Source organism: Mesorhizobium sp. B1-1-7, from assembly GCF_006442705.1.
Taxonomy (GTDB): Bacteria; Pseudomonadota; Alphaproteobacteria; order Rhizobiales; family Rhizobiaceae; genus Mesorhizobium; species Mesorhizobium opportunistum.
This window is the reverse complement of sequence record NZ_VFWQ01000010.1, coordinates 292,219-299,746: the sequence shown is the minus strand read 5'-3', so window position 1 is coordinate 299,746 and position 7,528 is coordinate 292,219. Positions and strand designations below refer to the sequence as shown.

Below are 7,528 nucleotides of genomic sequence, written 5' to 3'. Positions count from 1 at the left end.
ATCGGCGTGTGGATCTCGGTGCGGGCAATGCGGTCCTTCTCGGCATCGGGAAGCACGGCGCCGATCTTGACCAGCGCCTCGTCGGCGGCACGTGCCATGGCGGCGCCGCCGAAGGCGCGCACCATGCGCGCGCCGGCAACCAGCGCCACGATCTCGTCACGCGTGAACATCAGCGGCGGAAGGTCGAAACCCTCCCTCATCATGTAGCCAACGCCAGCCTCGCCGTCGATCGGCACCCCGGTCGACTGCAGGTCGGCTATGTCGCGATAGATCGTTCGCTCGGAAACCTCGAGCCACGTGCCGAGCTTCTGGGCGGTGACCAGACGGCCACCACGCAGATGCTGCACGATCTGAAAGAGCCTGTCGGCGCGGCGCATCGTTTGCTTCCCCAGTGTTTTTCCTAGAGCAGTTCACCGTTTCATGGAAACGGCGACCTGCTCCAACTCTTTGTCTTGATGCAATTCCGGACGGAAAACCGTTCCACACCGGAATTGCTCCATGCATGCAGTGGCTCCCGGACCGGATCCACTTCCAAATGACATGCATTAAGGTTTCAGCCCTTCGCGCTTGCGCTGCGCGGCAACGAACTCCGCGCCAAAGGACAGTTTTTTCGTTGTCGGCGTCTTCGCATCGAGCACGCGCCAGAATGGGGCGATGTCGCTCAGCGTCATGCCGCGTTCGAGGTCCTCCCTGGCGGCTTCGGCAACGGTGCGCAGATGATAGCCTATGGTGACCGGGCATGTCACTTCGGCGCCATGTTCGACGGCAAGCGCGGTGCGCAACGCGCGCACGTCCATCTCGACGCCTTGGGGAATGGAACGGATGAAATCGTCGACCTGCCGCGCCGTCGGCACCAACATCGGCTGGCCTTCGACGACGTCTCCCATCGTGCGCGGCGTTGGTTTCACACCATTGATGCCCGGCGTGTTCAGCCTGTCGTTCCAGCTTTTCATCGATCGTCCTTTCGGCCGGCCATGCGCATTATCCCACCATTGCACGCAGCTCCTGACAGCATACTGTCAGGAGGCTTCAGCATACTCCCTGGCGAACAGCCCCCGCATCTGCGCGAGATCGCCGCCTTTTTCGGGGTAGAGCGTCTGCAAAAAGGCAAGGGCGAAGGTGCCGGGTGCCGAACCCGGCGCGGACACGATCCTGCCGTCGGCCACGGCATGCGGGACGTCCTGGTAGTTGATGTCGCCGGCATAACCGGCTTCGTGGCGGTTGATCCAGTCACGGCCATTGCTGGTATGCCTGGCCTTCTCGAACAGGCCGGCCCGGGCCAGCGTAAGCGTCCCAGCGCAGATGCCGCCAACGACACCGTCGCGGGACGCGACGGCCGTAAGCAGTCCTGCGACGTCCGGCGGTGCCTTGCCCGCCCATTGATCGGAACCGATCACGGCGACGGCATCGAGGTCGGCATTCTCATCGACGCCCGCCGAGCGGTCAGGCGTAAGCCGAAAACCGCTAATTCCGGTCACCGGCTTGCCTTCAGGCGTCAGCGAGACGGCGCGGGCGCCGAACCATTCCACCGCCGATGCCGCCAGCAAGCCATATTCCCAGTCGGCGAAGCCTTCGATGAACAGAAAGCCGATTGTCTTCCGATCGGGCATAAGCTCGCTCCATCCCTTTAGCGCCGGACTTTGTTTTCATGCATGTCGCGATATACCTGGGCGTTGACGCGCCCATGTCCAACGTGCTGTCTCGAAAATCTTGTCTCAATTGCCGCGATGGCGACGATCGGCATACATGTCCGGCCAGCCGATATCCTTGCGGATGTCCGCCGGCAGCGAATTCATGAAGCGCTGGGTGCGGATTTCGTTGCGCATGGTCCGCACCTTGCCGACATAGTGCTGCACGCCGCGAAGAATGGTAAACCCGTTCATGGCTATTCTCCTCTCTCTAACTGGAGGCAGTATCGCATACCCCTCCTGACAGCAGTCTGTCAGGAGGATGGCAGGGCGCACGACAATAGCGCGCACGGGCGCGGCTCGTCGGAGAGCGGTCCTTGGGCCACGGCCTCCGACCAGCTTACGGACAGCGGATTGTTCACTGAGTGGGAGCAAATCAGTCTGCCATTGTTCAATCAGCAGCGACGGACTGTCGGAGTGCAAGGCCTTCAGCGTCATGGCTGCCGTTCCGATATGGAAGGAGAAAATTCCCCCCAAAAACAGGGAGACACCCAATGAGTCTGCAACTGACAGGAATCCACCATCTCACCGCCATCACAGCCAACGCGTCCGGCAATCTTCACTTCTACACGAAGGTGCTGGGCTTGCGGCTGGTCAAGAAGACGGTGAACCAGGACGACACCTCGGCCTACCACCTCTTTTATGCTGACGGCGAGGCTACGCCGGGCACCGACCTCACCTTCTTCGACTGGCCGGTCGGGAGCGAGCGGCGCGGGACGCACAGCATCGTGCGGACCAGCCTCAGGGTCGGCAGCCGGGAAAGCCTTGCCTGGTGGAAACAACGCCTGACCGACGAGACGATCGCGACAGGAGAAATCGCCGAGATTGGCGGCTATGCCAGCCTGGATTTCGAAGACCCCGAGGGTCAGCGCCTGCGGCTGGTCAGCGATGGCGGCAAGGGCGATAGCCATCCCTGGGCGCAAAGTCCGGTGCCGGCCGAACACCAGATCCGCGGGCTCGGACCGATCGTCATCAGTGTCCCCGACGTCACCAACACCGAGGCGGTGGTGACTGGGGTCATGAATATGCGGAAGGCGCGGGAGTATGCGTCGCCGGAAGGCCAGGTTCACGTTTTTGAAATGGGCGAGGGCGGGCCGGCGGCGGAGCTGCATGTCCTGGTGCAGCCAGGTGTCGCGCCGGCAAGGCAAGGCGCCGGTGCGGTCCATCACGTTGCGTTCAGGGCGCCGGACCAGGAGACGCTGCATCAGTGGACGGCGCGCCTGGCCGAATTCCGCCTGCCGTCGAGCGGCGAGGTCGAGCGCTATTACTTCCGCTCGCTCTATTTTCGCGAGCCGAATGGCATCCTGTTCGAGATCGCCACCGATGGGCCGGGCTTCACCGCCGATGAGTCGCTGGAGACGCTGGGCGAAAGCCTGGCCCTGCCGCCATTCCTCGAAGCAAGGCGCGCTTCGATCGAGGCTGGGCTGAAGCCGCTGAAATAAGCCGCTGCGTGCTCAAGGCGGGCGCCGCGTTCCGGTTCGGGATCGCGGCGCCTGTTCTTTCCCGGAGCCGGACGATCCGCTTTGACAGCCAGCCACGTTGCTGGTCAAAGGCGGGATGACGAAATTCCTCGCCCTTGTCATTATCGGCTTCATGGTCATCCAGCTGATCAAGCCGCTCGGCTGGCCAGGGCTGAAACGCCGCGGCGATTTCTGGAAACTGGCGCTGCTCGCCATGGCCGCGATCTCATTGGCGGCCGTGCTCGGGCATTTGGCATAAGGCGGGCCAATACAGAGCCTGCCCCGTCGGTGTTCAGCCGGCGATCACTGGGCCGACAAGATGCTCGGCCCAAGCCCGGTAGCCGGCCTCCGAGGCGTGGAAGCCGTCAGAGGCAAAGCCGGCCTCGGGATCGGCGATCGGCAGGCGAGGTGCGGGCACCGCGCCGCGCTCCAGGCACAGGCGCTCGCCCATTCGGTTCATCGCGGTGGCGCGGATTTCGAGGATTTTGCCGAGCAGCGGCGGCATCGCCGGCGCCCGGGTGAACTCCAGCACCGGCGACCACACCACGCGCGCCTCCGGCCATTTGGCGCGCAGCGCATAGAGCAGCCCGCCGAACTCCTTCTTGAAGCGCGGCACCGAGTGGAAGTTCTTGGTGTCGTTGGTGCCGATGGCCAGCACGATGTGCGTCCACGGATCGGCCGACAGATTGGGCAGGACATGATCGCGGATCTGGCCCGATGTCGCCGAATTGAAGCCGGCGGCGCGCCAGCGGACAGTGCGGCCGGTGCGCTGCGAAATCATGACGGCGAGTTGCGCGGCAAGTCCGTTTTCGGAGTTGCCGATGCCGACCGAGGCGGCGGAGGAGTCGCCCAGCACCAGCAGCGAGATCGCAGGTGCTTCGCCTGATATTTCATGCATGACCGGTCCCTGCGCCGGCAGCATGCGGGTGGTGCGACGGCGCACGCCCAAGCCCTGCCAGACATAGACGGGGTAGGCGAGCCAGGTGAGAAGAGCCGGGGAGCGCATGGCGATACCGTGAAATGATCAGGCAGGCTTAGCGCATGTTCGGGTCGAGGTGAACGCCTTCAGTCGCAGCAGTTGGACTTGCCGGCCTGGTTGTCCTGATATTCGTCATGCAGCCGCACCCAGTCCATCAGGCCGTGATAGGGGCCGTTCTCGTTGCGGCCCTTCGGCGTCATGTCGAGATAGTCGTAAGCGCCGATCTGTGCCTCGCCGCCGCGGGCGCGCGACGTGAAAGTGAGGAAGATGTCGCCGGTCTCGTCCTTGTAGAAAACGCTGGTGCCGGGAAGTTCCTTCGAGGTGCGGGGACGGGTCTCGAAATTGTAGGTGGTTTCGCCGGCGGCGATCTGCCTGTCGGTGAAAGAGACCTGCATGTCGAAGTTGAAATCCGACGCATAGGACGACACCCAGTCGAACTTCCAGCCCATGCGCTGCTTGTAGGGCAGAAGCTCGGCCAGCGGCGCGCGCGAGATCACGACCAGAGACACGTCGTGGTGCTTGAGGTGCTGATTGGCGCCGTCGATATGATCGGCAAGGAAGGAGCAGCCCTCGCAATGATGGGAGCAGCCCGGCCCGAACATGAAGTGGTAGACGATCAGCTGGCTGTTGGCGCCAAACAGGTCGGCCAGTTTCTTCGGCCCTTGCCCGGTCTCGAAGACATAGTCCTTCCTGATCTTCAGCCACGGCAGCTCGCGCCGCTCGGCCGCGAGGCGCTCGCGGAGCCGCGTCAGTTCCTTCTCGCGAGCCAGATGCGCCTTGTGCGCCTGGAACCAGTCTTCGCGTGAAACGACCTTGTTGCGATGCATGTATCTCTCCCTGTCTGCATCCCAAGGACGTTCGGGACGAGCGAAAACCGACATCGCCGCAGAGGAGATAAGGACGGAGACGCGCCGTCCCAAGCCCGGCATGCCACAAACGAAACCCGGGCGCGGCGGCCCGGGTTTGAAGGAAGACGAAAAAGATGTGGTCAGGCGGCCTGTTCGAGGCTCGCTTTCCATTTACCCAGCGCCGCAAGGTGGTTCATGTGGGCGCGGTGGGTGAAGGCGGCCTGGCCGGCGGCGACGTTCGATGCCTTGCCGCTCCAGGCCTTCTGCGGGGCGGCCTGCAGCGCGCGGCCGTAGGAGAAGGTCAGCTTCCACGGATGCGGGCCGATGGCGTTGATCGCGCTGAGGTTTGCGGTCGCCTCCTCGTCCTCCTGGCCGCCGGAAAGGAAGGCGATGCCCGGCACCGCCGCCGGCACCGTCTGGCGGAACAGTTTTATGGTCTTCTCGGCGACTTCCTCAGGGCTATCCACCGTGCCCGATTTCTTGCCCGACAGGACCATGTTGGGCTTCAGGATGGTGCCTTCGAGCACGACGCGGGCTGCATGGAGCTCGTCATAGAGCTTGATCAGCGTCGCCTTCGATATCTCGTAGCAGGTGTCGATATCGTGGGCGCCGTCCATCAGCACTTCCGGCTCGACGATCGGCACGATGCCGGCTTCCTGGCAAAGCGCCGCATAGCGGGCGAGCGCATGGGTGTTCGCAGCGATCGAATTGGCCGAGGGCACGCCCTTGCCGGTATCGATGTCGATCACCGCGCGCCATTTGGCAAAGCGCGCGCCGAGCTGGTAATAGTCGGCAAGGCGCTCGCGCAGGCCATCGAGGCCCTCGGTGACGGTGTCGCCGGGAAAGCCGGCCAGCGGCTTGGCGCCCGCATCGACCTTGATGCCGGGAATGGCGCCCGAAGCCTTGATGATGTCGACCAGCGGCGTGCCGTCGGCGGCCTTCTGACGTATGGTCTCGTCGTAGAGGATGACGCCGGAAATATACTTGGTCATCGCGTCCTTGGCGCGGAACATCATCTCGCGGTAGTCGCGACGGCTATCGGCGGTCGATTCGACGCCGATGACGTCGAAGCGCTTCTTGATCGTGCCCGAGCTTTCATCAGCGGCCAGCAGGCCCTTGCCGCCCGCCACCATCGCGGCGGCAATGTCTTCGAGACGTTCGCTCATCGTGCTTCCTCCTGAAGGGGTTTCTTCCGCGCTTAACGGAAGTCTACCGCCAAAGGAATGGCATCGGAAAGCTCGAATCGATTGAAAGTCCCGGGCGCCTCTCCGGCTCTCGCCGAGTTGATCGGATTGCCCGTTTTTCCTGAAATGCCTAACGCTTCAGCACGTCGACGCCGGGCAGCGGCTTGCCTTCCATCCATTCCAGGAACGCGCCGCCGGCGGTCGAGACATAGGTGAAGTCGTCGGCGACACCGGCGTGGTTGAGCGCTGCCACCGTATCGCCGCCGCCGGCAACGGAGACCAGCTTGCCGGCCTTGGTGCGCGCCGCGGCATGGTTGGCCGCGGCCACCGTGGCGTGATCGAAGGGCGCGATCTCGAAGGCGCCGAGCGGGCCGTTCCAGACCAGCGTCGCGGCGCGGTCGATCCATTCGCCGACGGCCGTCACGGTCTTTTCGCCGACATCGAGGATCATGCCGTCGGCCGGCACCTCCGAGATGGCGACGGTTTCGCAGGCCGCGCCCGCCTTGAATTCCTTGGCGACGACGCCGTCGACCGGCAGGATGATGGCGCAGCCGGCCTCGGCCGCCTCGATCATGATCTGCTTGGCGGTCGCGGCCAAATCATGCTCGCACAACGACTTGCCGACATTGGTGCCGCGCGCGGCGAGGAAGGTGTTGGCCATGCCGCCACCGATGACCAGCGCGTCGACCTTCTTCACCAGGTTCATCAACAGGTCGATCTTGGTCGAGACCTTGGCGCCGCCGACGATGGCGACGACCGGACGGACCGGGTTGCCCAGGCCCTTCTCCAGCGCTTCGAGCTCGGCCTGCATGGTGCGGCCGGCGAAGGCCGGCAACAGGTGTGCCAGCCCCTCCGTCGAGGAGTGGGCGCGGTGCGCCGCCGAAAAGGCGTCGTTGACGAAGATGTCGCCATTGGCGGCGAGCCGCTCGGTGAAGGCCGGATCGTTCTTCTCCTCGGCCTTGTAGAAGCGGGTGTTTTCGAGCAGCAGCACGTCCCCCTTGTTCATGGCGGCGACCGCGGTTCCCGCCGTGTCGCCGACGCAGTCCGAGGCAAAGCCGACGGGACGGCCGAGCACCCCTGCCGTCGCTTTCGCGATCGGCTCCAGCGAGAATTCGGGAGAGGGGCCATCCTTGGGGCGACCAAAATGGGCGAGCAGGATGACCTTGGCGCCCTTGCCTGTGAGCTCGGCGATGGTCGGCGCGATGCGCTCGATGCGGGTGGCGTCGGTGACCTTGCCGTCAGCGACGGGAACGTTGAGGTCGACGCGCACCAGCACGCGCTTGCCGCTGATGTTGCCGATGTCGTCCAGTGTCCTGAAGGCAGCCATGCCGATCCCTTTCCTCGAAAAATCGCCGGGACCATACCCCGC

The 7,528-nt window shown here is 64.2% G+C and carries 10 protein-coding genes; 2 read left to right on the top strand and 8 right to left on the bottom strand.

Annotation, left to right across the window (positions count from 1 at the left end):
• The 4 genes from FJ978_RS19470 to FJ978_RS19455 all read right to left on the bottom strand — a co-directional run.
• Window positions 1-377, bottom strand: a 377-nt coding sequence (locus FJ978_RS19470; RefSeq protein ID WP_140573341.1) for a YafY family protein, incomplete at its 3' end; no start/stop codon positions are given.
• 168 nt (window positions 378-545) lie between these two features.
• Window positions 546-953: a hypothetical protein gene (locus tag FJ978_RS19465; RefSeq protein ID WP_013892622.1), complete on the bottom strand. Its 408-nt coding sequence runs from the start codon at window positions 951-953 to the stop codon at window positions 546-548.
• 66 nt (window positions 954-1,019) lie between these two features.
• The gene (locus FJ978_RS19460) at window positions 1,020-1,610 is read right to left on the bottom strand and encodes a DJ-1/PfpI family protein (RefSeq protein WP_140573340.1); all 591 of its coding nucleotides are present in this window, start codon (window positions 1,608-1,610) and stop codon (window positions 1,020-1,022) included.
• 105 nt (window positions 1,611-1,715) lie between these two features.
• Window positions 1,716-1,883 (bottom strand): hypothetical protein, encoded by a 168-nt coding sequence (locus FJ978_RS19455; protein WP_013892624.1) that lies wholly within the window; start codon window positions 1,881-1,883, stop codon window positions 1,716-1,718.
• A 299-nt stretch (window positions 1,884-2,182) separates the two neighbouring features.
• On the opposite strand from FJ978_RS19455, the gene FJ978_RS19450 reads away from it, so the two are divergent.
• A complete protein-coding gene (locus FJ978_RS19450; RefSeq protein ID WP_140573339.1) occupies window positions 2,183-3,130 on the top strand; it encodes a ring-cleaving dioxygenase in 948 nt (315 codons plus the stop codon).
• Window positions 3,131-3,245: 115 nt separating this feature from the next.
• Complete coding sequence (locus FJ978_RS19445; protein WP_140573338.1) at window positions 3,246-3,407, top strand: hypothetical protein; 162 nt, start codon at window positions 3,246-3,248, stop codon at window positions 3,405-3,407.
• Window positions 3,408-3,440: 33 nt separating this feature from the next.
• Here FJ978_RS19445 and FJ978_RS19440 read toward each other — a convergent pair whose 3' ends face one another.
• The 4 genes from FJ978_RS19440 to FJ978_RS19425 form a co-directional block, all read right to left on the bottom strand.
• Complete coding sequence (locus FJ978_RS19440) at window positions 3,441-4,154, bottom strand: SGNH/GDSL hydrolase family protein (protein ID WP_140573337.1); 714 nt, start codon at window positions 4,152-4,154, stop codon at window positions 3,441-3,443.
• 59 nt (window positions 4,155-4,213) lie between these two features.
• Window positions 4,214-4,954, bottom strand: coding sequence for a thioredoxin family protein (locus FJ978_RS19435; RefSeq protein WP_140573336.1), 741 nt, complete (start codon window positions 4,952-4,954; stop codon window positions 4,214-4,216).
• A gap of 161 nt (window positions 4,955-5,115) precedes the next feature.
• On the bottom strand, window positions 5,116-6,141 hold the full coding sequence (locus FJ978_RS19430) for a class I fructose-bisphosphate aldolase (protein ID WP_013892629.1): 1,026 nt from the start codon (window positions 6,139-6,141) through the stop codon (window positions 5,116-5,118).
• Between the two features lie 148 nt (window positions 6,142-6,289).
• Window positions 6,290-7,486, bottom strand: a complete 1,197-nt coding sequence (locus FJ978_RS19425) for a phosphoglycerate kinase (protein WP_140573335.1) — start codon at window positions 7,484-7,486, stop codon at window positions 6,290-6,292.
• Window positions 7,487-7,528 lie beyond the last annotated feature (42 nt).